Here is a 25,494-nt window from a genome sequence, read left to right as displayed (position 1 = left end):
ATTTGAAGGCGGGCAAGCGTGCGCGTCAGGCGCCCTTCGCTAGCCGGTAGCCGCTGCCGCGCACCGTTTCGATCATAGCATCGCAGCCTGCGGGCTTGAGCGCGGCGCGCAGACGCTTGATATGCACGTCGACCGTGCGCTCTTCGACGAACACGTGATCACCCCAGACCTGATCGAGCAGCTGCGTGCGGCTGTGCACGCGCTCCGGATGCGTCATGAAGAAATGCAGCAGGCGGAACTCGGTCGGGCCGAGATCGAGCTTGATGTCGTTGCCCGAATGATGCGCGGCCACGCGGTGCGTCGCCGGATCGAGCCGCAGGCCGTTGATCGCGACCACGTCTTCCGTCAACTGCGGCGCGCGACGGCGCAGCACCGCCTTGATGCGCGCCATCAGTTCTTTCGGCGAAAACGGTTTCGTCACGTAATCGTCCGCGCCGATTTCGAGTCCGAGCACCTTGTCCTGCTCGTCGCCGCGCGCGGTGAGCATGATGATCGGAATGTGCTTCGTGCGCTCGTTGTTGCGCAGCTCGCGCGCGAACGCGATGCCGGACTTCGCGGGCAGCATCCAGTCGAGCAGCACGAGATCGGGCAGCACGTCGCTGATCAGGTTTTGCGCCTGCTCCGCGTTATACGCGCGAATCGGGCAATGTCCCGCATGTTGCAGATTCACCGAGATCAGTTCGGAGATCGCGGGTTCGTCTTCGACGACGAGGATACTGCTGGGCATCGGCACCTCTTGACCTTTTTGCTTGAAGTGAATCGTTGGATTAGCTGAGCGCCTCGCGTTCGAGCTGGTCGCGCGAGATGTGGCGCACGTCCGTGCCCTTCACGATGTAGATGATGAACTCCGCGATGTTCTTCGCGTGATCGCCGATGCGCTCCACCGCCTTCGCGATGAAGAGATAGTCGAGCCCCGCCGAAATGGTGCGCGGGTCTTCCATCATGTACGTGACGAGCTTGCGCACGAAGGCGCGGAATTCATCGTCGATGGCCTTGTCGTCGCGCACGATCTGCGCAGCGGCAACGGTATCCAGACGTGCGAACGCATCGAGCGCACGGCGCAGAATCGACACGGCCATCTCGCCCGACAGCTTGATTTCCGCGATGTTCACCGTGCGGCCCGCGCCGTCTTCGTTGATGCGCTTCACGCGCTTGGCGATCTTCTCGGCTTCGTCGCCGGCGCGCTCCAGATTCGTGATGGTCTTCGAGATCGCCATAAGCAGACGCAGATCGCGTGCGGCCGGCTGACGGCGCGCGATGATGTTGCTGCACTCCTCGTCGATTTCGACTTCCATCGTGTTCAGGCGTGGTTCCGCCGCGATCACTTGATCCGCGATCTGCACGTCGAATTCGTTCAGCGCCTGCATCGCGGCGGTGATCTGCGACTCGACGAGACCGCCCATTTGCAGCACTTTCGAGGACACCGCGTTCAGATCGGCGTCGAACTGGCTCGACAGGTGTTTATCGGACATGTTCTGCTCCTGTAGTCCTTTATTCGTTCGCTGACCGGCCGATCAGCCAAAGCGGCCCGTGATGTAGTCTTCCGTTTCCTTGCGGGCCGGCTTGATGAAGATCTTCTCGGTGTCGCCGAACTCGATCAACTCACCAAGGTACATATAGGCAGTGTAGTCCGAGCAGCGCGCGGCCTGTTGCATGTTGTGCGTGACGATCACGACCGTGTAGTCGCTCTTCAGCTCCGCGATCAGCTCTTCGATACGGCCGGTCGAGATCGGATCGAGCGCCGAACACGGTTCGTCGAGCAGCAGCACTTCCGGGCGAATAGCGATGCCGCGCGCGATGCACAGACGCTGCTGCTGGCCGCCCGAAAGACCGTAGCCGCTTTGCGTGAGCTTGTCCTTCACTTCTGTCCAGAGCGCGGCTTTGGTGAGCGCCCATTCCACGCGGTCGTCCATTTCCGAGCGCGACAGTTGCTCGAACATCTTCACGCCGAACGCGATGTTGTCGTAGATCGACATCGGGAACGGCGTCGGCTTCTGGAACACCATGCCGACGCGCGCGCGCAGGAGCGAGATGTCCTTCGTCGTGTCGAGCAGATTGGCGCCGTCCATCAGGATCTCGCCTTCCGCGCGCTGCTCCGGATAGAGCGCGTACATCTTGTTGAACGTGCGCAGCAACGTGGACTTGCCGCAGCCCGACGGACCGATGAACGCCGTGACCTTCTTCTCCGGAATGCGCAGGTTGATGTTCTTCAGCGCGTGGTACTTGTTGTAGAAGAAGTTGAGGTTGTTCACCTCGATCTTCGGCTTGATGGAATCCGCCGGCTGCGAACCATGCGTCGGACGCACGCTGCCGGGCACGGGACCGCGCTCGACAGGCTTGTCGCCGGTTCTCGCATTCAGGTGGTTGACACCGCTTTCGACCATATCCATGGAATCACTCCACCCTTATTTCTTCGAAAAAATCGCGCGCGCCAGGATATTCAGACCCAGCACGCCGAGCGTAATCAGGAACACACCGGCCCACGCGAGCGTTTGCCACTGCGGGAACGGGCTCATAGCGAACTTGTAGATCGTGACCGGCAGGTTCGCTACCGGCTGATTCATGTCCACCGAGAAAAACTGGTTCGAGAGCGCCGTGAACAGCAGCGGCGCGGTCTCGCCTGCAATGCGCGCCACCGCCAGCAGCACGCCCGTGACGATGCCGCCCACCGACGCCTTCAGCGTGATGGACATCACCATCTTCCACTTCGGCGTGCCGAGCGCGAAAGCCGCCTCGCGCAGCGCATTGGGCACAAGGTTGAGCATGTTCTCCGTCGTGCGGATAACGATGGGAATCTGCAGCAGGCCGAGCGCGACCACGCCGGCCCAGCCCGAAAAGCGCCCCATCTTCGCGACGACGAGCGCATACACGAAGAGACCGACGACGATGGAGGGCGCGGACAACAGAATGTCGTTGATGAAGCGCGTCACGCTGGCAAGCCAGCGCTTCTGTCCGTATTCCGCGAGATAGACGCCCGCGAGAATACCGAGCGGCGTGCCGATGCACGTTGCGAGCACGACGAGCATGAGGCTGCCGACGATCGCGTTGGCGAGACCGCCGCCGTCGGTATTCGGCGGAGGCGTCGACTGCGTGAAGAGTTCGACCGAGAGGCCCGAGACGCCGAGCTTCAGCGTAGTGAAGAGAATCCACACGAGCCACACGAGGCCGAAGGCCATGGCCGCGAGCGAGAGCGTCAGCGCGATCGCGTTGGTGCCGCGTCGGCGGCGCTGCAGCTTCATGCGCGTGGCGACTGTGCGCTCGTGATCCTGATTGAACGTTGCGGGACGGCTCACTTTGCACCCTCCGCGCGTTGCATGCGCATCAAGAGCAGCTTCGACAGCGCGAGCACGATGAACGTGATGACGAAGAGAATCAAACCGAGTTCCATCAGCGCGGAAGTGTGGAGGCCGGGGCTGGCTTCCGCGAATTCGTTCGCGAGCGCGGACGTGATGCTGTTGCCCGGCGAAAAGAGCGACACGTTGTCCAGCAGATTGGTGTTGCCGATCACGAAGGTCACCGCCATGGTCTCGCCGAGCGCGCGGCCGAGGCCGAGCATGACGCCGCCGATCACGCCGGCGCGCGTGTACGGCAGCACGATCTTCCACATCACTTCCCACGTGGTGCAGCCGATGCCGTACGCCGATTCCTTCAGCAGCACGGGCGTGACTTCGAAGACGTCGCGCATCACGGACGCGATATACGGAATGATCATGATCGCGAGAATGACGCCCGCGCACAGAATGCCGATGCCGATGGGCGGCCCCTGAAAGAACGCGCCGATAAGCGGCACGCCGCCGAGCAGCGAACCGAGCGGCTTCTCGAAGTACGCCGCGAAGATCGGCGCGAAGACGAGCAGGCCCCACATGCCGTACACGATAGACGGAATCGCCGCGAGCAGTTCGATGGCGACGCCGAGCGGCCGGCGCAGCCATGTCGGCGACAGTTCCGTCAGAAAAAGCGCAATGCCGAAGCTCACCGGCACGGCGATGATGAGCGCGATGATCGAAGTGGCGATGGTGCCGTAGATCGGCACGAGCGCGCCGAAGCTGTCGCTGGGCGGATCCCACTCCGCGCGCCAGAGAAAGCTGAGACCGAACTTCTGGATGGTCGGCATCGACGCGACGATGAGCGAGACGATGATGCCGCCAAGCAGGAGCAGCGTCACCACGGCCGCAAGCCGCGTGATGCCGCCGAAAACGATGTCGCCGATACGGCTCGGCGCGCGCTGCGATTGCGCCGCCGGCGGTGCCGACGCTAAGTTGATGTCCGACATGGGAGCCTTGGTTACGCTACGTGTCAGACCGCGCGGCGACCTTTCGATCGCCGCGCGGCTTCTTGCTTGCTCTGCTTTGACTGTCCGCCGCTTCAGCTTAGGACAGTTTCAGACAATACGACTGCGATACTTCGGCATTACTCCGCGACCGGCTTACCCGAACCGTCCTTGACCTTCGCCTTCCACTGCGTGCGGATTTCCGACACGACCGACTCCGGAAGCGAGATGTAGTCGAGATCGTTCGCAGCCTGGCCGCCGTTCTTGAACGCCCAGTCGAAGAACTTCAGCGTTTCGGTGCCTTGCGCCGCCTTGTCCTGCGTCGAATGCAGGAGCACGAAAGTCGCGCCGACGATCGGCCATGCGTCCTTACCCGGCTCGTTCGTCAGGATCTGATAGAACGACTTCGACCAGTCCGCGCCCGCAGCCGCGGCCTTGAACGTGTCCGTCTTCGGCTCCACGACCGTACCCGCCGAATTCTTCATGCCGACGTAGGTCATGTGGTTCTGCTTCGCGTAGGCCCACTCCACGTAGCCGATGGCGCCCGGCAGACGCTGCACGAATGCCGCGACGCCGTCGTTGCCCTTGCCGCCTGTGCCCGTCGGCCAGTTGACCGTCGAACCCTCGCCCACCTTCGACTTCCAGTCGGCGTTGACCTTCGACAGATAGTTCGTCCAGATGAAGCTCGTGCCCGAACCGTCCGCGCGGCGCACCACGGCGATATCCGTATCCGGCAGCTTCGCCTTCGGATTCAGCGCGGCGATAGCCGGGTCGTTCCACTTCTTGATCTTGCCGAGATAGATGTCGCCGAGCACCTGGCCCGACAGCGTCAGTTCGCCTGCCTTCACGCCCGGGACATTGATGACCGGCACCACGCCGCCGACGACCGTCGGAAACTGGAAGAGACCGTCTTTCGCGAGGTCGTCATCTTTCAGCGGAGCGTCGGAGCCCGCGAAATCGACGGTCTTCGCGATGATCTGCTTGATGCCACCCGACGAGCCGATGCCCTGATAGTTGACCTTGCCGCCGCCGCTTTTTTGATAGGCATCTGCCCATTTGGTATAGATCGGAGCTGCGAAGGTACTGCCCGCGCCGGTGATATCGGCCGCTTGCGCAGAGATGGCCAGCATTGCGCCAATTACGCCAGCGAGCGCGGTGTGCATCAATTTCATGAGACCTCCAGGGTAAATAGCGTGTGGGACGACACGCGAAATATAGGCAGTCTCTGTGACAGTAATATGACTCTCCGTGAAGGCCGCGTGACAACGCACTTACAGATGGAAAGTCGAACGAAGGTTCATTCGTCAGGCTGCGAGCAGGCAACAAAAAAGCGGGCCGAAGCCCGCTTTTAGCGAAACGCGCGTTTTTCAGTGAACGCCTACGAAGTGACGTCCTTCACGACCTGTGCAATCGTTTCCGCGTGGCGAACGGCGTCGGCTTGCGCGGCGGCTTCGACCATCACACGCAGAACCGGCTCGGTTCCCGACGCACGAATCAACACCCGGCCGCGCGATTCGAGGGAATGCTCGGCTTGCTCGACGGCGCGGCGAATGGCCTCGCTGCTCTTCCAGTCCGCGCCCGCTTTCATGCGGACGTTGATCAGCTTCTGCGGGAACAGGCTTACGCCGTCGAGCAATTCGGCGAGGGTCTTGCCGCTGCGCTTGAGCGCCGCGAGCACGAGGAGCGCCGAGACAATGCCATCGCCCGTGGAGTGGCGGTCCAGCGACAGAATGTGGCCCGAGCCTTCCGCGCCGAGCTGCCAGCCGCGCTCGCGCAGCTTTTCGAGCACGTAGCGGTCGCCGACCGCGGCGCGGACGAACTGCACGCCCGCTTCCTTCAGCGCGACTTCGACCGCCATGTTCGTCATCAGCGTGCCGACCGCGCCTTCCACCTTGCCGTCCGTCGCGATGCGGTCCTTCACGAGCACGTACAGCAACTCGTCGCCGTTGTAGAGACGCCCGGTCGAATCGACTATCTGCAGCCGGTCCGCGTCGCCATCGAGCGCGATGCCGATATCCGCGCCATGTTCCTTGACCGCGTGCACGAGCGCATCGGGCGCGGTCGCGCCCACGCCGTCGTTGATATTGAAGCCGTTCGGCGACACGCCGATGGACACCACTTCGGCGCCCAGCTCGTGGAACACGTGCGGCGCGACGTCATACGCAGCGCCATGCGCGCAATCGACTACCAGCTTCAGACCACGCAGGTCGAAGCTCGCGGGAAAGGTGCTTTTGCAGAATTCGATGTACCGGCCGCCCGCGTCGTCGAGACGCCGCGCCTTGCCGAGCCGCTCGGACGGAGCGCATTCCATCGGCTGCTCGAGCTGCGCTTCGATCTGATGTTCGACGTCGTCGGGCAGCTTGTTGCCGTCGGCGGAGAAAAATTTGATGCCGTTGTCGTCGTACGGATTGTGCGATGCGCTGATGACCACGCCCGCGGACAACCGCAGCGCGCGCGTCAGATAGGCGACGCCGGGCGTGGGCATCGGGCCGGCGAGCATCACGTCGACGCCCGCGGCCGAGAAGCCCGACTCCAGCGCCGCTTCGAGCATGTAGCCCGACACGCGGGTGTCCTTGCCGATGAGCACCGTCGGGCGATTGCCCTTTTGCGGCGAACGGTCGCCGCCCGCAAGCACCTTGCCGGCTGCATAACCGAGCCTGAGCACGAAGTCCGGCGTGATCGGGGCCGCGCCCACGCGCCCGCGAATGCCGTCGGTTCCGAAATATCGTCTTGCCATTGTTGCTTGACCCTCCTCGCGGATTTCGGCGCCTGTTCTGATCCGCGTTTTCGTTGGTGAGCTGCGAGCGCGAGCGCCTTCGCCGCAGTGCTACCGACGCGAGCCCGCGTCAAATATGCGCGTGACGCGCCGCCTGCTTCGTGGCTTGCCAAACTTTCAGTGCATCGACGGTTTCGGCGACGTCGTGTACACGAACGATGGCTGCGCCGCGTTCCGCCGCGCACACCGCCGCCGCGATGCTCGCAAAGACGCGTTCGCCCGCGCCACGGCCGGTGACGGCGCCGAGCATCGACTTGCGCGACATGCCGGCCAGAAGCGCCCGATGCGTGCCGGCCGGCAGCGTTGCCGCGAGTTCAGCAAGCAGTGTGTAATTATGCCCGACCGTCTTGCCGAAACCGTAGCCGGGATCGAATGTGACGCGATTGGCCGCGATGCCCGCTGCCGTCAGCGCGGCGAGCCGGTCCGCGAAGAATTCTCGCACGGAGGCGACGACATCTTCGTAGATCGGTTCGTGCAGTTGCATCGTGCGCGGCTCGCCGAGCATGTGCATCACGCATAGACCGCAGTGGCTGTCCTTCACGGCGTCGAGCGCGCCATCCTGACGGAAACCCCAAATGTCGTTGATCATGTCCGCGCCGGCTTCGAGCACGGCGCGCATCACGGCGGGCTTGTACGTATCGACCGAAAGCGGCACCTGCACGCCGCGCAACGCTTCGACGATCGGGACGACGCGTTGCAATTCTTCGTCGAGCGGCACGGGCGGCGCGCCCGGGCGCGTCGATTCCCCGCCGATGTCGATCATATCGGCGCCATCGGCAAGCATCTGCTCGGCGCGCGCGAGCGCGGCGTCGCGGGAAAGGAAACGGCCGCCATCGGAGAAGGAATCGGGCGTGACGTTCAAGATGCCCATGACGAGCGGCCGTTCGAACGTCAGCGTGAAGCGGCCGCATTGCAGCGGCTCGGCCAAGGCGGGAGAAAAGGTCGGTGTGGTCAAGACAATCAGCGAGAGGCAGTGACCGGCGCTCGCGAACTTAACGCTGGCCAGAAAGAAAATGGGCCGGCGTGCAGTGCACGCCGGCCCATGGTACGACTCCGGAAGCTTAGGCCGGCGCGGTTGCGCTGCCCGGCTTTACTTCTGTGCCGCTGTTGCCGCTCGAAGGCGAGTCGCCCGACGGCGGCGGCATGTTTTTCGGCGGACGCGGCGGACGGCCGGCCATGATGTCGCTGATCTGGTCTGCGTCGATGGTCTCCCATTCGAGCAGCGCCTTCGTCATGGCTTCGACCTTCTCGCGGTTGTCTTCGAGCAGCTTGCGCGCGAGTGCGTACTGCTCGTCGAGGATGCGGCGGATTTCCGCATCGACCTTTTGCAGCGTCGCTTCCGAAACCGTCTTGGACGCGAGCTTGCCGAACATGCCGTCGGGTTCCGTGTCGACGTAGACCATCGTGCCGAGCACGTCCGACATGCCGTAACGCGTCACCATGTCACGCGCCATCTTCGTCGCGCGCTCGAAGTCGTTCGAAGCACCGGTCGACATCGAGTTCAGGAACACTTCTTCCGCCGCACGGCCGCCGAACAGGATCGCGATTTCTTCCAGCATCTTGTCGCGATACAGATTCACGCGGTCATGCTCGGGCAACTGCCACGTGACGCCCAGCGCCCAACCGCGCGGCATGATCGTGACCTTGTGAACCGGATCCGCGTGCGGCAACAGCTTGGCAACGACCGCGTGGCCCGACTCGTGGTACGCCGTGTTGCGGCGTTCCTCTTCGCGCATGACGGCCGACTTGCGCTCCGGACCCATGAAGATCTTGTCCTTCGCGTCTTCGAAGTCCTGCATTTCGACGATTCGCTTGCCACGGCGCGCCGCAAAGAGCGCAGCCTCGTTCACGAGGTTCGCGAGGTCTGCACCCGAGAAGCCCGGCGTACCGCGCGCGATAACCGAAGCGTCGACGTCGTTCGCAATCGGCACCTTGCGCAGATGCACCTTCATGATGTGTTCGCGACCACGGATATCCGGCAGACCGACGTACACCTGGCGGTCGAAACGGCCCGGACGAAGCAGCGCCTTGTCGAGCACGTCCGAACGGTTCGTCGCGGCGATCACGATCACGCCGGAATTCGCTTCGAAGCCGTCCATCTCGACGAGCATCTGGTTCAGCGTCTGCTCGCGTTCGTCGTTGCCGCCGCCCATGCCGGCGCCGCGATGACGGCCGACCGCGTCGATTTCGTCGATGAACACGATACACGGCGCATGCTTCTTGGCTTGCTCGAACATGTCCCGCACGCGGGCCGCGCCCACGCCGACGAACATTTCCACGAAGTCCGAACCCGAGATGCTGAAAAACGGTACCTTTGCTTCACCGGCGATGGCGCGCGCCAAAAGCGTCTTACCGGTACCCGGAGGGCCGACCAGCAGCACGCCGCGCGGAATGCGTCCACCGAGCTTCTGGAACTTCTGCGGATCGCGCAGGAAGTCCACCAACTCCGACACTTCTTCCTTCGCTTCGTCGCAGCCGGCCACGTCCGTGAAGTTGATCGCGTTGTTGTTTTCGTCGATCAGCCGCGCTCGCGACTTGCCGAACGAGAACGCCCCGCCTTTGCCGCCTCCTTGCATCTGCCGCATCATGTAGAACCAGAAGCCGATGATCAGGATCGTCGGTCCCAGGTAGTACAGCGCGGAGACGAGCGCATTCGGTTCATCGTCAGCCTTGCCGCTGACCTGAACGCCGTATTTCATTAGATCGCCGACCATCCAGATGTCGCCGGGCGACACGATCTGGTACTTCTGGCCGTCCGACGGAGTGACCGTGAGATTGCGCCCCTGAACCGTGACGTTCTTGACCTTGCCGTTCTTCGCGTCGTCCATGAACTGCGAATACGACACGCCTTCCTGGACGCGGGGCTTATCGAACTGCTTGAACACCGTAAACAGCACCAGTGCGATCACGAGCCACACTGCCGCTTTAGAGAACATATTGTTGTTCAAAGCACCACTCCTCACTCATTGACGGGCGCCAACATAAACCTTGCGACGCCACCAAAGCATTCTAATCCAGACCGCTAACCCCTGCCATAAGGTTTCACTACCGCCTAAATAGCGTGAGATGGTCTTTTTTCGGCATAATCCGCGAAAATATCGCCGATTTTCGCCGATACCGTTTAAGCGGTTCCTGCGGCTGGATTTTTAAGCCGCCGCCCGAGGATGAAAGTCTCGGACGATTTGTCCCGAGACGCCTTGGGCTTGCGCGGCGCCACCACTTTGAACTGGTGCTTGAACTTCTCGACGATCTGGCTGTAACCGCTGCCGTGAAAACATTTGACTAGCAGCGCACCCTCCGGTTTCAGGTGGTTTTGCGCGAATTCCAGCGCCAGGTCGCAAAGATGCTCGATCCGCGCCGCATCCGCACTTGCTACTCCGGAGAGGTTGGGGGCCATGTCGGAGATTACAAGGTCCACTTGTCGCTCACCGACGATTTCGTCCAGTTGCGCGAGCACGGAGTCCTCGCGGAAGTCCCCCTGAATGAAAGTCACGTCCGCGATCGGCTCCATCGGCAGGATATCGAGCGCGATGATCGTGCCGTCGATGCCGCCCTCGCGCTGCGCGTCGCGCTTCGAACCCTGCGCGAGCTTGTTGCGCGCATACTGGCTCCAGCTTCCGGGCGTCGAGCCCAAATCGACGATGACCTGCCCCGGCTTGATGAGCTTGTCCTGCTCGTCGATCTCTTTGAGCTTGTACGCCGCGCGGGCGCGATAGCCCTCGCGCTGCGCCATTTTCACGTACGGATCGTTGATGTGGTCATGCAACCACGAATGATTGAAGCGATTCTTTGCCATTCAAACTGAACTCATGCCGCTCTTTCGCGGCGTGGTAAGTGTTTCGGCGACGCGAGCAGTGCGCGCCGATGCGTGATCGATGAGTTGCGTGCGCGCAATCTTGCTGCAACATGCGGCGCTTTTAGCGGATAATACGCGTCTTGTCGGCCGGAACGTTTCCGCGGGTGCTCGAATGCGCCCGGCAATCGCGTCTCCGGCCTATTTTGTTTTTGGCGGCGGTCAAAACTGACCGGCCCTGCCGCGTCGCCTGCTTCGCCGCACTCCGCGTGTCGCCATGCCGTAACGGCCGCGCCGCCCTATTTTAGTCGACTCCCCAATCTCCCATGCCAGCTCTCGAACTCTCTCCCGCCCAACGCTCCGACCTGCGCTCCCAGGCCCATGCGCTCAAGCCCGTCGTGCTCGTCGGCGCGGAGGGTTTGACGGATGCCGTGCTAAATGAAATCGGCGTGCACCTCGAAGCGCACCAGCTCATCAAGATTCGCGTGTTCGGCGACGACCGCGAGGCGCGCATCGCCATTTACGACGAAATCTGCGACCGCCTGAATGCAGCGCCGATCCAGCATATCGGCAAGCTGCTCGTCATCTGGCGGCCGGAAGGCGCCGCGCCGGCCAAGAGCCGCAACACGCGCACACGCAGCACCATGCCGCCGAGCGCCGCCGAAGCCGTCGAGCGGCCGGCAAAGGGCCGCGCGCCGCGCATCGTCAAGGCCGTGAAAATTTCCCGCGACGCGCCTGCGTTCAAAAAGCCCAAGAAGCAGACGCTCAAGGTGCTCGGTAACGAGCGCGTGACCGCCGGCGGCAACGTGAAGCGCGCGAAGAAGCGTCAGACGAGCTCCAAGCGTCAGCATCAGGCCGCAAAGTAAGCGGGACGGCGCGAGAACGTTCGCGCCGCATGTGACCACAGCTCGAATTAGCTTCGCGCCCGCTTGGCCGCCATCTTCGCCGACTTGTTCTTCGGCACGATGGCGGCAGGCGCACTGCCCGGCAAGCGCCACACGAGCGCGATACCGAAGAGACATTCGATCAGATAGATGGCGCTCGATACGCCGTGCAGAATGCCGAACTGCCGCGCATACGGCGAACTGGCGAGATCGGTGCCTGCTTCCTGCGCTGCCATGCGCAGCGAACTCATGAACGGCTGCAACGCGAAGTAGCCGGCCAGCACGCACACCAACATAACCGCGACGATCCACCGCACGCGCTTATAGTCCGCGATGCCGCTTTTCACGAAGCGATTGCCGATCAGAATCAGAACCAGCGCGCTGACGACGCCAACGTACGCTTCGATCCTAAAGTACTGCGCTGCAACCGATCCGGCCACGGCGGAGTCCAGCATCGAAAAAAGAACGGGCGTGGCGACGAGGCCGAGCGTCAGCAGGCTACCGACCCACAGCATGCTGACCAAACGAAAGATGCGGTGCGCGATGGCCATCAGACGTAACGGACAGCGATGATTTCGTATTCGCGCGCGCCGCTGGGCGCCTGCACCGAAGCGACGTCGCCTTCCGACTTCGAAATCAGCGCGCGGGCAATCGGCGAGCTGACCGAGATGAGGCCGTGGTCGATATCCGCTTCGTCGTCGCCGACGATCTGGTAGGTCACCGTATCGCCGGATTCCAGGTCTTCCAGTTCGACGGTTGCGCCGAAGACCACGCGGCCATCGGCATCGACGGTCGTCGGATCGATGACTTGCGCCGCGGCCAGCTTCGATTCGAGTTCCGCGATCCGGCCCTCGATGAAGCCCTGCTTCTCCTTCGCCGCATCGTACTCGGCATTCTCAGACAGATCGCCCTGCGCGCGCGCTTCCGCGATCGCGTTGATGACCGCCGGACGCTCGACAGCCTTCAGGCGTTGCAATTCGTCGCGCAGCAACTCTGCGCCGCGCTTGGTCAAGGGAATCGTGCTCATAGACAGCCCAAAGCAAAAAACAGCCGTAAAAAAATTACCGCGGTTAGCGCATCTCCCGTATGAGGAGATACCGCTCAACCGCGGCTCGTGTTACTTAGACCAGTCGTCGAAGCCTTAGTTTAGGCGAGCATGCAAGCCTTGTAAATCATAGACTTCCAAATCGCGCAGATAACGCAGGCCTTCCACGGCGGCACGCGCGCCCGACATCGTCGTGTAGTACGTGACCTTGTTGGCCTGCGCGCTCATGCGGATGGAACGCGAATCGGCAATCGCGGCGCGCGTCTCATCGACCGTTGTGAAGACGAGCGCGATTTCGCCGTTCTTGATCATGTCGACGATATGCGGCCGGCCATCCTTCACCTTGTTGACGACCTTTACCGGCACGCCCGCCGCCGCGATGGCCGCAGCCGTGCCCTTCGTCGCGACGATCGGATAGCCGAGCTCGTGCAACATGCTCGCCACTTCGACCGCCTTCGGCTTGTCCGCGTCCATCACCGTGAGAAGCACCGTGCCCGATTCCGGCAAGCGCGAACCCGCCGCGAGTTGCGACTTGAAGAGCGCCTCGCCGAACGTGCGGCCCACGCCCATCACTTCGCCCGTTGAACGCATTTCCGGTCCGAGCACCGGATCGACGGTCGGGAACTTGACGAACGGGAAGACCGCTTCCTTCACGCTGAAGTACGGCGGCACGATTTCCTTCGTCACGCCTTGCTGCGCGAGCGTCTGACCGACCATCGCGCGCGCGGCGATCTTCGCGAGCGGCAGGCTCGTCGCCTTCGACACATACGGCACCGTGCGCGATGCGCGCGGGTTCACTTCCAGCACGTAGATGATGTCCTTCTTCGTGCCGTCGTCCTGCGGAACCTGCTGGATGGCGAACTGCACGTTCATCAGGCCGACGACGTTCAGCGCCTTGGCCATCGCAGCAGTTTGGCGCTTCAGTTCGTCGACGGTTGCATCCGACAGCGAATACGGCGGCAGCGAACAGGCCGAGTCGCCCGAGTGCACGCCCGCCTGCTCGATGTGCTCCATCACGCCGCCGATGAACACCGCTTCGCCGTCCGAGATGCAGTCGACGTCGCATTCAATCGCGTCGTTCAGGAAGCGGTCGAGCAGCACCGGCGAATCGTTCGACACCTTCACGGCCTCGCGCATGTAGCGTTCGAGGTCGCGCGGCTCGTGGACGATTTCCATCGCGCGGCCACCCAGCACATACGACGGACGCACGACGAGCGGATAACCGATCTCTTCGGCGAGCTTCAGCGCTTCGTCTTCGGTGCGCGCCGTGCGATTCGGCGGCTGACGCAGATCGAGATCCTTCAGCAGCTTCTGGAAGCGTTCACGGTCTTCGGCGGCGTCGATCATGTCCGGCGACGTGCCGATGATCGGCACCCCGTTCGCCTCCAGATCCAGCGCGAGCTTGAGCGGCGTCTGGCCGCCGTACTGCACGATCACGCCGACCGGCTTTTCCAGATCGACGATCTCGAGCACGTCTTCGAGCGTCAGCGATTCGAAATACAGGCGGTCGGACGTGTCGTAGTCGGTGGACACCGTCTCCGGGTTGCAGTTGACCATGATGGTTTCATAGCCGTCTTCGCGCATGGCAAGCGCGGCGTGAACGCAGCAGTAGTCGAACTCGATGCCCTGCCCGATCCGGTTCGGCCCGCCGCCGAGCACCATGATCTTCTTCTTGTCGGTCGGATTCGCTTCGCACTCGTCCTCGTACGTCGAGTACATGTAGGCGGTTTTCGTGGCGAATTCGGCCGCGCACGTATCCACGCGCTTGTACACCGGACGCACTTTCAGTTCATGGCGCTTCTTGCGCACGTCGGCTTGCGTCGAGCCTGTGAGCTTTGCCAACCGGCGATCCGAGAAGCCGCTCTTTTTCAGATACAGCAGTTCGTCGCGCGTGAGGCTTTCGAGCGTGCGGCCTTCCAGCGCCTTTTCCTTCAGCACGATCTGTTCGATTTGCGCGAGGAACCACGGATCGATCGACGTCTCCTCGAAAATTTCCTCAGGCGTGAGGCCGAGGCGGAACGCGTCGCCGAGATACCAGATACGGTCCGGACCCGGCTCGCCGATCTCGCGGATCACTTCGTCGCGGCTCGTCGTCTTTTCATCCAAGCCGTCCACGCCGACTTCCAGACCGCGCAACGCCTTCTGGAACGACTCCTGGAACGTGCGGCCCATGGCCATCACTTCGCCGACCGACTTCATCTGCGTGGTCAGGCGCGAATCGGCTTCGCGGAACTTCTCGAACGCGAAACGCGGCACCTTGGTCACGACGTAGTCGATGGTCGGCTCGAACGAAGCCGGCGTCTGGCCGCCGGTGATCTCGTTCTTGAGCTCGTCGAGCGTGTACCCGCAGGCGAGCTTCGCCGCGACCTTGGCGATTGGGAAACCCGTCGCCTTCGATGCCAAAGCGGAGGAGCGCGACACACGCGGATTCATCTCGATGACGACCATACGGCCGTCCTTCGGGTTGATCGCGAACTGCACGTTCGAGCCGCCCGTGTCCACGCCAATTTCGCGCAGCACCGCGAGCGACGCGTTACGCAGCACCTGATACTCCTTGTCGGTGAGCGTCTGCGCGGGCGCGACGGTGATGGAATCGCCCGTATGCACGCCCATCGGATCCAGGTTTTCGATCGAGCACACGATGATGCAGTTGTCCGCTTTATCACGGACCACTTCCATCTCGTACTCTTTCCATCCGAGCAGCGATTCTTCAATCAGCAGCTCGCGCGTCGGCGAAAGATCGAGACCGCGACGGCAGATTTCCTCGAACTCTTCCTTGTTGTACGCGATGCCGCCGCCCGAGCCGCCCAGCGTGAACGACGGGCGGATCACGGTCGGATAGCCGCCGCTGCCCGTGGCTTCGGCGATCTGCGCCTGCACGGCGAGCGCCTCTTCCATCGAATGCGCGATGCCCGACTTGGCCGAACCGAGGCCGATCTTCGTCATCGCGTCCTTGAATTTCTGGCGGTCTTCCGCCTTGTCGATGGCGTCCGGCGACGCGCCGATCAGCTCGACGTTGTACTTCTCCAGCACGCCGTGATGAAACAAGTCCAGCGCGCAATTGAGCGCGGTCTGTCCGCCCATGGTCGGCAGGATCGCGTCCGGGCGCTCTTTCGCGATGATGCGCTCGACCACTTCCCACGAGATCGGCTCGATGTAAGTGACGTCCGCGGTGTTCGGGTCGGTCATGATCGTCGCGGGATTGCTGTTGACGAGAATGACCTTGTAGCCCTCTTCACGCAGCGCCTTGCAGGCTTGCGCGCCCGAATAATCGAACTCGCACGCCTGGCCGATGATGATCGGGCCCGCGCCGATGATGAGGATGCTTTTGATGTCTGTGCGCTTCGGCATAACTTTGCTCGGTGATGTTCTTTATGCGGCGACCTTCTGCGCTTCCATCAGCTTGATGAAGCGGTCGAACAGATACGCGATGTCGTGCGGGCCGGGCGACGCTTCCGGGTGGCCCTGGAAGCAGAACGCGGGCTTGTCGGTCAGCGCGAAGCCTTGCAGCGTGCCGTCGAAGAGCGAGACGTGCGTGACCTTGGCGTTCGCGGGCAGCGTCGCGGCATCGACCGCGAAGCCATGGTTCTGCGACGTGATGACCACGCGGCCGTCTTCCATGTCCTTCACCGGATGGTTCGCGCCGTGGTGGCCAGTCTTCATCTTCGTGGTCTTCGCGCCGACAGCGAGCCCCATGATCTGATGCCCGAGGCAGATGCCGAACGTGGGAATGCCGCGCTCGATGAATTCGCGCGTGGCGGCGATCGCGTAATCGCACGGTTCCGGGTCGCCGGGACCGTTCGACAGGAAGATGCCGTCAGGATTGAGCGCCAGCGCGTCGGCGGCGGTCGCTTCAGCGGGAAGCACGGTCACGTGACAGCCGCGCTCGGCCAGCATGCGCAGAATGTTGTACTTGACGCCGTAATCGAACGCGACGACGCGGAATTTGGCCGCATCCTGCGTGCCGTAGCCGCTGCCGAGGCGCCACTCGCGCTGCGTCCATTCGTAACGCTCTTTGGTCGACACGACCTTCGCGAGGTCCATGCCGGCAAGGCCGGGGAACGAGCGCGCGAGCCGCAGGGCTTCGGCTTCGTCGTCGCTGCCGGCGAGGATGCAGCCGTTTTGCGCGCCCTTGTCGCGCAGAATGCGCGTGAGCTTGCGCGTGTCGATGCCCGCAATCGCAACGACGCCTTGCGCCTTCAGATAATCGGAAAGGGTCTGCTCGGAACGGAAGTTCGAAGCCAGCACCGGCAGGTCACGGATGATGAGGCCGGCGGCATGGACTCGATTGGCTTCGACGTCCTCGGCGTTGACGCCGACGTTGCCGATATGCGGATAAGTCAGGGTGACGATCTGACGGGCGTAGCTAGGATCGGTCAGGATCTCCTGATAGCCGGTGATCGCGGTGTTGAACACCACTTCTCCGATCGTCGAACCTGCGGCGCCGATCGATTGACCACGAAAGACCGTGCCGTCGGCAAGTGCGAGAAGTGCTGGGGAGAATGACGGCAACACGGGAAGCTCCTTGGGGAACACCCTGTTACCGACCTGTCTGTCCGAAATTCAGGCGTGGGGCCGCGGCACGAAGCGAGCGCGGGCATCCTTGCACGAGGGCGGCGGCTGACACGCGGGAAACCCGGGAATCGCGGCTCGGACGGGCTCGCTCACGGGAGCGAACAAGGTTTCGAAGCGGACGATTGCGGCGTGCAGCGCGCGCTGCCAGGTGCAGCGAACGACGGTGTATGGGAGGTAGGCGCTAGGGTGCGGGTTGATATGCTCAAACCTTCGAATTATAGCGTGAAATCAGACGTTTCGCCACATTTCGGAAGTCTCCGCTTGCCCCGCGCCGCAGTTTCTCGCGACACCGTACGATGCCGTCCGCCCAGGCGTGCGCAGCACGCGGCTCGGCAGCAAGTGCCAGACGGCGCCTGGGAACTGCCATGCGATGGGCGCGCCTCAGACCGTCACGTGCGCGGCGGCAGGCAGTGACCGCGCGAAAGTTGCCGCCGGTCTTCCGCCGCACCTTCTTGCTATCCGTCTACGATGCGGTCCGCTCGGTCTTATGGAGTACGCGGCTCGGCAACACGTACCAGACCGCACTCGCCAATTGCAACGCGATGAGCACGCTCCACACCGTCACATGCGCGGCTGCCGGATAGTGACCGCCTTCTGGCGTCCAACGCGAAAGAACCGCGCCCACGCCGACCTGGAACCCGAAGATCAGCAGGAAAATCACCAGCGTGAGCGTGGTCGTCGCCCGCCCGATCATGTGCGACGGAAAATACTCCGCCATCACCGCGTAGCTCAGAATGCCGGTGCCGCCGAACACGCCGTATGCAGCCAGCAGCGCGGCGGGCGGCAGCGGCACGCGCAGCACCATCAACATTTGCACCAGTACATACAGCGCCATGCCGACGCCGCAGAACGCGTAGACGGACACGCCGCGCCGCTCCATGCCGCGCGCCGCCGCGCCGAAGCCGACGCATCCGAGCATCATCGCGAAGCCGAGCACCGACACGAGCGCGGCGGCGTGCGCGGGCGTCAGGTTCATCACATCCAGCAGATACGGCCGGATCCAGAGCGATTGCATCGCGTAGAACACGCCCTGCGTGACGACCGAAAAAGACGCGATCTTCCAAAAGGCGCCGCTCTTCAGGATATGCCACGTGCCCTTGAACTGGCTGATGACATCGGCCTGATGATGCGTGTCGGCGTTGCGCGGCGCGAACAGCGCGATGACTGCCGCGACGACGAGCGTGAATACGCCGAGGCCGATCGACACCTGCCGCCATGTCGTCGTTTGCAGCAGCGACGCCAGCGGCGATCCGACGACCACGCCGCCGAGTCCTCCCACGGCCATCGTGAAGCCGTTGACGAGTGGCAGCCGCGCGACCGGAAAATGTTGCGCGGACGCCTTGAACGCTGCGCTGAGACAGACGGACACGCCCACGCCGATCAGCAAGCGCCCCACCATCAATCCGCCTAGCCCGTGCGACGCCCCGAACGTCCAGATGCCGGCTGCCGCGAAAACGAGCATGCCGGCGGTGACGCGGCGCGGCCCGTAGTGGTCGAGCAGCACGCCGACCGGGATCTGCGCAATCGCGAAGCCGATGAAATAGAGCGAGGTCAGCAAGCCGAGATCGGCGGCGGACAGACCGAGATCGTGCGTGATGAGCGGCGCAAAACCGAGGTTGACGCCGCGGAACACGTAGGAGACGAAGTATCCGGCGGCGAAGAGAAGAAACACCCGGAGACGAACGGAAGACGGCATGCGCTGGAATGTTGTTCGATTTCTTTTGGAACGCCAGTTTAACTGCGTCACCAAATGAAAACGCCGTCACCTTGGTGACGGCGTGGGATAAGCGGAACCCGCGAGCCGCCCTGCCCTTACTTCTTCTTCGCCTTCGAACTGGCCGAATGGGCAGCGGTGTGTTTTTCTGCCTTGGCCGCGGTGGCCGCGGGCTTGACCGACACGCCTGTCTTCGGCGAAACGGTCGCCGACACGCGCGTGAGCGTATGTCCCGGCGCCTTGCCATGCGGCGTTTTAGCGGTGACACGCGTGCCGATTTTGCTGACGCCGCCCGACGAACGGCTCGATGCCGCCACCGTCTCGATGCGCGCCGGACCCGGCTCGGCCGGCACGGGACGACCGTACGGAACATGCAGCACGACGACCTGACCGGGCATGAACATATCGCGATGCGTATGGTTCCACGCGCGCACCTGCGCGACCGACACGTTGTAACGGTCCGCCAGCGTCGCGATGGACTGCTTGCGGCGCACGCGAATGGCCATCTTGCGCGTGTCGGGCACGTCGCGCTCCACGGCCAGCATGGCGTTGGCGGCGACGTCGGCGCTGATGTCTTCGTCGTCATCGTCCGTGCGCGGCACGACGATGGTCGATCCCGGCTTCAGGCGCATGCCCGCCGGAATGCGGTTGACCGACATGAGCGTGTCCGCGTCGACGCCGATCTTTTCCGCGATGGCCGCGGGCCGCGCGCGTTCCGTCACCGTGTAGGTGGTCCACGACGACAACGCGCCCGTGTACGAACCGAGGTTGCGCTGGAACGTAGCGGCGTTGTCGAACGGCAGGAGGATCTGTGGGTTGGTCGCGCCGAGAATGACCGGCTTCGCGAACGACGGATTGAGCGACCGGAATTCCTCGACGCTCATGCCGGCGAGCTTCGCGGCCATGGTCACGTCGATATCGCGCGCGGTCGTGACCGTGACGAAATACGGGTGATTCGGAATGTCCGGCAGCGCGAGACCGTACTGCTGCGGATTCGACACGATGTTCTTGACGGCCTGCAACTTCGGCACGTAATTGCGCGTCTCGTTGGGCATGCGCAGGCTTTCGTAGTCGGTCGGCAAACCGGCCGCTTCATTGCGCGCGATTGCCCGCTGCACATTGCCCTCGCCCCAGTTGTACGCGGCGAGCGCCAGATGCCAGTCGCCGAACATGTCATGCAGACGCGAGAGATAGTCGAGCGCGGCGCTCGTCGACGCGAGCACGTCCCGGCGCTCGTCCTGCCACATGTTCTGCTTGAGGTTGTAGTCGCGGCCGGTGCCCGGTACGAACTGCCACATGCCGGCCGCCTTCGCCACCGAGAGCGCCTGCGGGTTGTACGCCGACTCGATGAACGGCAGAAGCGCCAGTTCCGTCGGCATATGACGCTGCTCCAGTTCCTCGACGATGTGATACAGGTACTTTTGCGAGCGCGTGGTCATGCGCTCGACGTAATCGGGGCGCTGCGAGTACCAGTTCACCTGCATGTCGACGAGATCGCTCTGCAGGTCCGGAATCTGGAAACCATTGCGAATGCGACTCCACAGATCCGCGGAACCCGCGAGCGAAGTGACAGGCGTCTTGTCGACGTTGATGGTTTCCTTGGCGGCTGCGGTGCGGCGAATCGTGTCGGCGACTTGTTGCTGCGAGGCGGCGGTGGAAGTAGCGGATGTTGGATCGGAGGCGGGCGCTGTCGGCCCCTGGCTGGCACACGCGGCCAGCGTCAGGACGGATAGCGCACTTAAAGTTAGTCGCATGAACGTCTCGGCTTCCAAAAGATATGCTTGGAAATTTGGAGCCGATAGTACGGAACCGAACTTAGGACGTCAATAAGAATGCGCGTAAAACCCCTGCAAAATCTTGCATCTATCGCCGTTCCTAAAGTATCGGATTAAGTTCCCGCTTTCAGCGGAAGTTGTCTTTCCAGCTGCGCAGCAGGCGAAACGCTTCCGTGCGGCCGTCGATGGCCTCGCCAAACTGGGAGACGAGCGCCGCGTAAATCGCCGGCTGATCGACGCGCAAGAAAGGATTTACCGCCTTTTCGTGCGCAATCGTCGTCGGCAGCGTCGGCTTGCCGGCGGCGCGCAGCGCTTGCGCTTCGCCGCTCCACCGCGAGAGCGCCGCGCTGTCCGGCTCGCAGGCCCGCGCGAAGCGAATGTTCGACAGCGTGTACTCATGCGCGCAGTGCACGAGCGTCTTGTCGGGAAGCGCGGCAAGCGCGTCCAGCGACCTGAGCATCTGCTGCGGCGTGCCTTCGAAGAGACGTCCGCAGCCGCTCGCGAACAGCGTGTCGCCGCAAAAGACATGCGGTGTGCCGCTGCCGTCGTCTTCCTGAAAATAGGCGATATGGCCAGCCGTGTGCCCGGGCACGTCCATGACGCTAAATTCGAGGGCGGGCTGGGCGATGCGCACCGCGTCCCCGCCCGCGAGCCGCTCGGTCAGATGCTCGATGCGCTCGCCAGCCGGGCCGTACACCGGAATGCCCTCGTCCGAACGGCTATCGAGCAATGCTTTCACACCGCCGACATGGTCGCGATGATGGTGCGTGAGTAAAATAGCGGTCAGCCGCCAGCCGCGTTCGGCGAGATACGCCTCGACGGGCGCGGCGTCGCCCGGGTCGATCACGACGGCATCGCGCGAATCCGACACGAGCCAGATGTAGTTGTCGTCGAAGGCCGGGACCGGCACGTACTCGAGTTCGCGCCTGGGCGCGCGTTTGGACGAATCTTCAGCAAACGAATCCATGGCGATCATCTACGCGGCATCCGAACATGTCTGACCGAGCGATTATAGACTGGCCCGCCTGGACGAACTCCGCGCCGGGACGCTACGTGCTTGATTGGGAGCAGGCGCAGCTCGACCGCGTGGTCTGCGACATCTTCGGCTATCACGCGCTTCAGCTCGGCATGCCGCAACTGGACGCGCTGCGCGAGAATCGCATGACCGGGCGCGCGCTGGTGCTGGACGCGGAAAGCGGCGCAAGCGCCCCGTTCACGCTGCCGCGCACGCCCGGCCGCCGCGCAAGCGCGCCGGCCGGCCGCAGCACCGTGTGGTGCGAATTTCTGGATCTGCCGTTCGAAGCGCAGAGCGTTGACCTGCTAGTGCTGCCGCATACGCTCGAATTTTCGCGCGATCCGCACCGGCTACTGCGCGAAGCCGAGCGCGTGCTCGTGCCCGAGGGACAATTGATCATTCTCGGCTTCAACTCGCTGAGTCTGTGGGGCGCGCGGCAGTCGCTCGGCAAGGTGGCAGGACGCCCGTTCGTGCCGGAAGCGCACGACATGATCGCGTTCACGCGCATCAAGGACTGGATCAAGCTGCTCGGCTTCGACCTTGAACGCGGGCGCTTCGGCTGTTATCGTCCGCCGCTGCTGACGGACAAGTGGCTGCAGCGTTACGAGTTCATGGAGCCCGCCGGCGACCGCTGGTGGCCCATCTTCGGCGCTGCCTACATGATCACGGCGGTGAAGCGCGTGCGCGGCATGCGGCTCATCGGTCCACGCAAGCTGAAGAAACCCGCGCTCGCGCCCGGACTCGCTCCGGTCGCGGCCCCGCACACTCGCAACGAGCATTGATGACTGACGAATCCGCATCGGCCAAAGTAATCGACATCTATACTGACGGCGCCTGCAAAGGCAATCCCGGTCCGGGCGGCTGGGGCGCGCTACTGCGTTTCGGCTCGCTCGAAAAGGAACTGTTCGGCGGCGAGGCCGCGACCACGAACAACCGCATGGAACTGATGGCCGTGATCGCCGCGCTAGAAGCGTTGAAGCGGCCGTGCCACGCCGTGATCCATACCGACTCGCAATACGTGCAGAAAGGCATCAGCGAGTGGATTCACGGCTGGAAGAAGAAGAACTGGATGACGGCCGCCAAGACACCCGTGAAGAACGCCGACTTATGGAAGCGCCTCGACGCGCTCGTCGCGCAGCATCAGATCGAATGGCGCTGGGTCAAAGGACACGCCGGGCATCCCGAAAACGAACGCGCCGATGCGCTCGCCAATCGCGGCGTGACATCGCTCGCCGAAAGCTGAACGCAGCACTGACACGAATCTCATGCGCCAACTGATACTGGACACTGAAACCACCGGCCTGAACGCTCGCACGGGCGACAGGATCATCGAAATCGGCTGCGTCGAGCTGATCAATCGGCGGCTGACGGGCAACAACCTGCACCTCTACGTCAATCCGGAACGTGACAGCGACCCCGGCGCGCTGGCGGTGCACGGCCTCACGACCGAATTCCTGAGCGACAAGCCGAAGTTCGCGGAAATCGCCGCGCAACTGCGCGACTTCATCGAGGGCGCGGAACTGATCATCCACAACGCGCCTTTCGATATCGGCTTTCTCGACATGGAATTCGCGCTGCTCGGTCTGCCGAAGGTGTCCGAGATATGCGCCGGCGTGATCGACTCGCTCGCGCACGCGAAGCAGATGTTCCCCGGCAAGCGCAATTCGCTCGATGCACTGTGCGACCGCTTCGGCATCAGCAACGCGCATCGCACGCTGCACGGCGCGCTGCTCGACTCGGAACTGCTCGCCGAGGTCTATCTGGCGATGACGCGCGGCCAGGAAAGCCTCGTTATCGACATGCTGGGCGACACGCAAGCGGAGGGCGCGACGACTGCGCCGCGCATCGCGCTGGACGACCTCGATCTGCCGGTGATCGTGGCGAGCGGCGAAGAACTCGCCGCGCACGAAGCGGTGCTGAACGACCTAGACAAGGCGCTCAAGGGCACGAGCGTCTGGCGCACGCAAGCGCCGCAGACCGAGCCGGATGCGGTCGCCGCATAATTTTTCGAAATTGCTTAAAGAATCGCTTTACGAGACGAGATAGTCCTGACATAATCTCAATCTCTTCGGGTGGTTAGCTCAGCGGTAGAGCACTGCCTTCACACGGCAGGGGTCACTGGTTCGATCCCAGTACTACCCACCAGAATTCTGGTGCTGGTAATGCCAAGACACCGAAGATCAAAAGGCCCAAGTCTAGCGACTTGGGCCTTTTTCATTTCCGCGCGAGCACCACGCAGTCAAGTCGCCCAGACGCCCCGCGCCATCCCGCTCGCTGCGATCACCATCACCATCACAAGCGCCGCTTCGAGGTCGCTCATCCACGCGAAGCGGCGCGCACGCGTGAGGTCGATCGCCCCGCCCTGCGCCAGCGCCGCGCGCCGGCGGATCAGCGCGAGCATCGGCGAGACTTCGATAAGCAGAATGACCACGAGCGCGGTCATCTTCAGGTGAAAGAGCGGCTCGTGCAGATAGTACGCCCCGCCCTTCTCGAAGCCGCCGAATGCGCGCATCAGGCCGGTTACGATCAGCACCGCAGCCGTAATGCCCCATACCGCGTCTGAGCGGAACACATCCCGTAGTCGCAGCGCGTTTGCTTGCACTGATTCCGCCGCATCCAGCCGGCGCAACGCGCGCGCACGCGCGAGCACCGAGGCGAGCGCGAAGCCGAAAGCGAGCAGATGAAGCGCGGCGAGCAACCAACGTGTGAGCATCCTTTCCTCCCACGATCGACAAGAAAGACGTACGGCTCTACGTGATGCGAGTCAGACCTGGCTCAACGTTGCGTCGAGCGCGCGCGCGGCGCTGCGGTCGCTTTCGCTGGAAAGCGGCGCGCGAAAGACGGTCGTGCGATTGTGGCCCGCCGCGGCGGGCGAATCCCACAGCAATTCGACCTTGGGGCGTCGCGATAACCAGCTTCGGCGCGCAATGCCGTTCGGTGCCACCGGTGCTGCGGCGAGCTGCGTCGATGCCGCCAGGACAGGCCATTTCACCGAGAGCTCGCGTGCGTCGTACTGGCCGAGCTTGCGGCTCTCGGCCCAGACCATCGCGGTGCGCGTGACCGGGTCCAGCGAAATCGCATAACGCCCGATGGCGAAGCGCCGCGCCGCGATGTTCGTGCGCCACAACGCGCGCGGCCGGCAAATCCACATGACGACCGCATACAGCGCGGGCGCGACCGCGAGCCAGCCGTTGCTTTCCGCCAACGCATGCACGAAGCGGCGCCAGCCCGACATCCACACGAATGCGCCGACCGAAAACACCGCGAAACCGAACGTGAGCAGCGCGAGCAGGCGCAGCGCCTGCCGAAGCCACTGCGGCAACGGATGCAGCGGACGCTCCAGGCGCGGCTTCGCGCCGGGCAACACGATCAGAAGGAAGATCAGGACGAGATTGACACACGCCCACGGCGAAGAGGTCATCGCGCGCAGCGAAGAGACGTAGCCCATCTGCGACATCGACAGCGCCCACCGGGCCGCCAGAATTACGCCGATGGCCCGCAGCGCGAACAGAGTGCCTGCGCCCGGTGCGGGGCTCGCGCTGGTTTGCTTGGTTCTCGCCAAAGGGTGCGCTCCTGTCCACGAATGAGGCTTGCCGCCGCTTGTCGGTGTGCGCGGACGGCAAATGCGCCTTGCGTTGCGCAAAGCT

23 protein-coding genes and 1 tRNA gene are annotated in these 25,494 nt (G+C 63.3%); 5 read left to right on the top strand and 19 right to left on the bottom strand.

The genetic code is table 11. The features are described 5' to 3' along the window. Positions 1–25 precede the first annotated feature (25 nt). The 10 genes from phoB to P9239_RS09045 form a co-directional block, all read right to left on the bottom strand. On the bottom strand, positions 26–727 hold the full coding sequence (gene phoB / locus P9239_RS09090; RefSeq protein ID WP_309750139.1) for a phosphate regulon transcriptional regulator PhoB: 702 nt from the start codon (positions 725–727) through the stop codon (positions 26–28). A gap of 40 nt (positions 728–767) precedes the next feature. After that, positions 768–1,472, bottom strand: coding sequence for a phosphate signaling complex protein PhoU (gene phoU / locus P9239_RS09085; protein ID WP_309750138.1), 705 nt, complete (start codon positions 1,470–1,472; stop codon positions 768–770). A gap of 42 nt (positions 1,473–1,514) precedes the next feature. Next, a complete protein-coding gene (gene pstB, locus P9239_RS09080) occupies positions 1,515–2,390 on the bottom strand; it encodes a phosphate ABC transporter ATP-binding protein PstB (RefSeq protein WP_309750137.1) in 876 nt (291 codons plus the stop codon). A gap of 15 nt (positions 2,391–2,405) precedes the next feature. Beyond that, the gene (gene pstA, locus P9239_RS09075; RefSeq protein WP_404989712.1) at positions 2,406–3,293 is read right to left on the bottom strand and encodes a phosphate ABC transporter permease PstA; all 888 of its coding nucleotides are present in this window, start codon (positions 3,291–3,293) and stop codon (positions 2,406–2,408) included. Further along, positions 3,290–4,273 carry a phosphate ABC transporter permease PstC gene (gene pstC, locus P9239_RS09070; protein WP_309750136.1) on the bottom strand — a complete coding sequence of 328 codons (984 nt, stop codon included), beginning with the start codon at positions 4,271–4,273 and terminating at the stop codon, positions 3,290–3,292. The genes pstA and pstC overlap by 4 nt, the downstream gene beginning before the upstream one ends. Before the next feature lie 137 nt (positions 4,274–4,410). Further along, complete coding sequence (gene pstS, locus P9239_RS09065; protein WP_309750135.1) at positions 4,411–5,442, bottom strand: phosphate ABC transporter substrate-binding protein PstS; 1,032 nt, start codon at positions 5,440–5,442, stop codon at positions 4,411–4,413. A 206-nt stretch (positions 5,443–5,648) separates the two neighbouring features. Continuing rightward, entirely contained in the window at positions 5,649–7,007 is a 1,359-nt protein-coding gene (gene glmM, locus P9239_RS09060; RefSeq protein ID WP_309750134.1) for a phosphoglucosamine mutase, read from the bottom strand. Between the two features lie 109 nt (positions 7,008–7,116). Further along, the gene (folP, locus tag P9239_RS09055) at positions 7,117–7,917 is read right to left on the bottom strand and encodes a dihydropteroate synthase (RefSeq protein ID WP_309753953.1); all 801 of its coding nucleotides are present in this window, start codon (positions 7,915–7,917) and stop codon (positions 7,117–7,119) included. Between the two features lie 190 nt (positions 7,918–8,107). Then, on the bottom strand, positions 8,108–9,994 hold the full coding sequence (gene ftsH / locus P9239_RS09050; RefSeq protein WP_250472693.1) for an ATP-dependent zinc metalloprotease FtsH: 1,887 nt from the start codon (positions 9,992–9,994) through the stop codon (positions 8,108–8,110). 173 nt (positions 9,995–10,167) lie between these two features. Beyond that, a complete protein-coding gene (locus tag P9239_RS09045) occupies positions 10,168–10,842 on the bottom strand; it encodes an RlmE family RNA methyltransferase (protein WP_309750133.1) in 675 nt (224 codons plus the stop codon). A gap of 323 nt (positions 10,843–11,165) precedes the next feature. On the opposite strand from P9239_RS09045, the gene P9239_RS09040 reads away from it, so the two are divergent. Continuing rightward, on the top strand, positions 11,166–11,705 hold the full coding sequence (locus tag P9239_RS09040) for a YhbY family RNA-binding protein (protein WP_309750132.1): 540 nt from the start codon (positions 11,166–11,168) through the stop codon (positions 11,703–11,705). A 47-nt stretch (positions 11,706–11,752) separates the two neighbouring features. Here the strand turns inward: P9239_RS09040 and P9239_RS09035 are convergent, their stop codons facing one another. The 7 genes from P9239_RS09035 to gloB all read right to left on the bottom strand — a co-directional run bounded on the left by P9239_RS09035 (position 11,753) and on the right by gloB (position 21,808). Further along, positions 11,753–12,274 (bottom strand): DUF4149 domain-containing protein, encoded by a 522-nt coding sequence (locus tag P9239_RS09035; protein WP_404980053.1) that lies wholly within the window; start codon positions 12,272–12,274, stop codon positions 11,753–11,755. After that, positions 12,274–12,750, bottom strand: a complete 477-nt coding sequence (greA, locus tag P9239_RS09030) for a transcription elongation factor GreA (RefSeq protein WP_309750131.1) — start codon at positions 12,748–12,750, stop codon at positions 12,274–12,276. The genes P9239_RS09035 and greA overlap by 1 nt, the downstream gene beginning before the upstream one ends. 114 nt (positions 12,751–12,864) lie before the next feature. Then, entirely contained in the window at positions 12,865–16,119 is a 3,255-nt protein-coding gene (gene carB, locus P9239_RS09025; RefSeq protein ID WP_309750130.1) for a carbamoyl-phosphate synthase large subunit, read from the bottom strand. 21 nt (positions 16,120–16,140) lie between these two features. Next, positions 16,141–17,283, bottom strand: a complete 1,143-nt coding sequence (gene carA, locus P9239_RS09020) for a glutamine-hydrolyzing carbamoyl-phosphate synthase small subunit (protein WP_309750129.1) — start codon at positions 17,281–17,283, stop codon at positions 16,141–16,143. 523 nt (positions 17,284–17,806) lie between these two features. After that, on the bottom strand, positions 17,807–19,039 hold the full coding sequence (locus tag P9239_RS09015) for an MFS transporter (protein ID WP_309750128.1): 1,233 nt from the start codon (positions 19,037–19,039) through the stop codon (positions 17,807–17,809). A 116-nt stretch (positions 19,040–19,155) separates the two neighbouring features. After that, positions 19,156–20,811: a transglycosylase SLT domain-containing protein gene (locus P9239_RS09010; protein WP_309750127.1), complete on the bottom strand. Its 1,656-nt coding sequence runs from the start codon at positions 20,809–20,811 to the stop codon at positions 19,156–19,158. A gap of 148 nt (positions 20,812–20,959) precedes the next feature. Then, complete coding sequence (gloB, locus tag P9239_RS09005; RefSeq protein ID WP_309750126.1) at positions 20,960–21,808, bottom strand: hydroxyacylglutathione hydrolase; 849 nt, start codon at positions 21,806–21,808, stop codon at positions 20,960–20,962. 17 nt (positions 21,809–21,825) lie between these two features. Here gloB and P9239_RS09000 point away from each other — a divergent pair, with 17 nt between their 5' ends. The 4 genes from P9239_RS09000 to P9239_RS08985 all read left to right on the top strand — a co-directional run bounded on the left by P9239_RS09000 (position 21,826) and on the right by P9239_RS08985 (position 23,992). After that, positions 21,826–22,629, top strand: a complete 804-nt coding sequence (locus P9239_RS09000) for a methyltransferase domain-containing protein (RefSeq protein ID WP_309750125.1) — start codon at positions 21,826–21,828, stop codon at positions 22,627–22,629. After that, positions 22,629–23,090: a ribonuclease HI gene (rnhA, locus tag P9239_RS08995; RefSeq protein WP_244846892.1), complete on the top strand. Its 462-nt coding sequence runs from the start codon at positions 22,629–22,631 to the stop codon at positions 23,088–23,090. Before P9239_RS09000 ends, rnhA begins: the two co-directional genes overlap by 1 nt. Positions 23,091–23,112: 22 nt before the next feature. Further along, positions 23,113–23,850, top strand: coding sequence for a DNA polymerase III subunit epsilon (gene dnaQ, locus P9239_RS08990; protein ID WP_309750124.1), 738 nt, complete (start codon positions 23,113–23,115; stop codon positions 23,848–23,850). 67 nt (positions 23,851–23,917) lie between these two features. After that, a tRNA-Val gene (locus P9239_RS08985) sits at positions 23,918–23,992 on the top strand. A gap of 94 nt (positions 23,993–24,086) precedes the next feature. Here P9239_RS08985 and P9239_RS08980 read toward each other — a convergent pair. Then, the gene (locus tag P9239_RS08980; RefSeq protein ID WP_309750123.1) at positions 24,087–24,560 is read right to left on the bottom strand and encodes a DUF2214 family protein; all 474 of its coding nucleotides are present in this window, start codon (positions 24,558–24,560) and stop codon (positions 24,087–24,089) included. 51 nt (positions 24,561–24,611) lie between these two features. Then, positions 24,612–25,409, bottom strand: coding sequence for a hypothetical protein (locus P9239_RS08975; protein WP_309750122.1), 798 nt, complete (start codon positions 25,407–25,409; stop codon positions 24,612–24,614). Positions 25,410–25,494: the final 85 nt, after the last annotated feature.

The organism is Caballeronia sp. LZ062, assembly GCF_031450785.1.
GTDB lineage: Bacteria > Pseudomonadota > Gammaproteobacteria > Burkholderiales > Burkholderiaceae > Caballeronia.
This window is presented reverse-complemented; position numbering and strand designations above follow the sequence as displayed.

Bases quoted from the DNA above. Each gene is read 5' to 3' on its own strand.
- dnaQ (WP_309750124.1), top strand. From the start codon at position 23,113: ATGCGCCAACTGATACTGGACACTGAAACCACCGGCCTGAACGCTCGC.
- glmM (WP_309750134.1), bottom strand. From the start codon at position 7,007: ATGGCAAGACGATATTTCGGAACCGACGGCATTCGCGGGCGCGTGGGC.
- greA (WP_309750131.1), bottom strand. From the start codon at position 12,750: ATGAGCACGATTCCCTTGACCAAGCGCGGCGCAGAGTTGCTGCGCGAC.
- P9239_RS08980 (WP_309750123.1), bottom strand. From the start codon at position 24,560: ATGCTCACACGTTGGTTGCTCGCCGCGCTTCATCTGCTCGCTTTCGGC.
- P9239_RS09010 (WP_309750127.1), bottom strand. From the start codon at position 20,811: ATGCGACTAACTTTAAGTGCGCTATCCGTCCTGACGCTGGCCGCGTGT.
- pstS (WP_309750135.1), bottom strand. From the start codon at position 5,442: ATGAAATTGATGCACACCGCGCTCGCTGGCGTAATTGGCGCAATGCTG.
- carB (WP_309750130.1), bottom strand. From the start codon at position 16,119: ATGCCGAAGCGCACAGACATCAAAAGCATCCTCATCATCGGCGCGGGC.
- phoB (WP_309750139.1), bottom strand. From the start codon at position 727: ATGCCCAGCAGTATCCTCGTCGTCGAAGACGAACCCGCGATCTCCGAA.
- folP (WP_309753953.1), bottom strand. From the start codon at position 7,917: ATGGGCATCTTGAACGTCACGCCCGATTCCTTCTCCGATGGCGGCCGT.
- rnhA (WP_244846892.1), top strand. From the start codon at position 22,629: ATGACTGACGAATCCGCATCGGCCAAAGTAATCGACATCTATACTGAC.
- gloB (WP_309750126.1), bottom strand. From the start codon at position 21,808: ATGATCGCCATGGATTCGTTTGCTGAAGATTCGTCCAAACGCGCGCCC.
- P9239_RS09035 (WP_404980053.1), bottom strand. From the start codon at position 12,274: ATGGCCATCGCGCACCGCATCTTTCGTTTGGTCAGCATGCTGTGGGTC.
- pstC (WP_309750136.1), bottom strand. From the start codon at position 4,273: ATGTCGGACATCAACTTAGCGTCGGCACCGCCGGCGGCGCAATCGCAG.
- pstB (WP_309750137.1), bottom strand. From the start codon at position 2,390: ATGGATATGGTCGAAAGCGGTGTCAACCACCTGAATGCGAGAACCGGC.
- P9239_RS09045 (WP_309750133.1), bottom strand. From the start codon at position 10,842: ATGGCAAAGAATCGCTTCAATCATTCGTGGTTGCATGACCACATCAAC.
- P9239_RS09015 (WP_309750128.1), bottom strand. From the start codon at position 19,039: ATGCCGTCTTCCGTTCGTCTCCGGGTGTTTCTTCTCTTCGCCGCCGGA.
- P9239_RS09000 (WP_309750125.1), top strand. From the start codon at position 21,826: ATGTCTGACCGAGCGATTATAGACTGGCCCGCCTGGACGAACTCCGCG.
- P9239_RS09040 (WP_309750132.1), top strand. From the start codon at position 11,166: ATGCCAGCTCTCGAACTCTCTCCCGCCCAACGCTCCGACCTGCGCTCC.
- phoU (WP_309750138.1), bottom strand. From the start codon at position 1,472: ATGTCCGATAAACACCTGTCGAGCCAGTTCGACGCCGATCTGAACGCG.